Annotated in this window: 1 pseudogene; it reads left to right on the plus strand. The window is 60.6% G+C overall.

From position 1 onward, the window contains the following. Positions 1–823: pseudogene (locus PH547_RS33730) on the plus strand (IS630 family transposase); the annotation flags it as partial.

Genomic DNA, 823 nt, shown 5'->3' on the forward strand with positions numbered 1-823 from the left:
AAGGACGCCGCCCAGGCACGACGTTTGTTGGCGCTCGCGTCGATCTATGACGGAGGCTCGCGTTCCGATGCCGCCCGTCTCGGCAATGTCACGCTCCAGATCGTTCGGGACTGGGTCATGCGCTTCAACGAGCGTGGTCCCCAAGGCCTGATCAACGGCAAGGCTCCCGGTCCGCAGTCGCGATTAAACGATCAGCAGCGTGCGGCCTTGGCACAGGCCATCGAGCGCGGACCGACGCCCTATCTTGACGGCGTTGTGCGTTGGCGTCTGTGCGATCTGGTTCAATGGCTTTGGGAAGAGTTTCGCATCTCGGTGAGCGAGCAAACGCTGAGCCGTGAGGTGCGAGCCATGGGCTATCGCAAGCTTGCCGCACGGCCCAAACATCACGCGCAAGACCCCCAAGCCATTGAGGAATTTAAAAAAAGTTCCCCGCCGCGGTGGCAGAAATTGCCGCTGGAGCGGCACGAGGCAAGCAAATAGAAATCTGGTTCGAGGACGAAGCTCGCATCGGTCAGAAGAACAAGATCACGCGCCGGTGGGCCAAGCGCGGAACGCGACCTTCAGCGCCGCATGATCAACGCACCAGATCGGCCTACATCTTTGGCGCAATCTGCCCGAAGCTCGGCAAAGCGGCAGCGCTGGTCATGCCGTGGTGCGACACCTACGCGATGACGCAGCATCTGGCCGAAATCGCCCGTCATGTCGCCGATGACGCCCATGCCATCCTCATCATGGATCAGGCGGGATGGCACATGTCCAACAATCTCGTCGTGCCCGAAAACATAACGATCCTGCCGCTCCCGCCGAAATCGCCAGAGTTGAA

Origin of the sequence: Rhizobium cerradonense (genome assembly GCF_030182455.1) — a bacterium.
GTDB lineage: Bacteria > Pseudomonadota > Alphaproteobacteria > Rhizobiales > Rhizobiaceae > Rhizobium.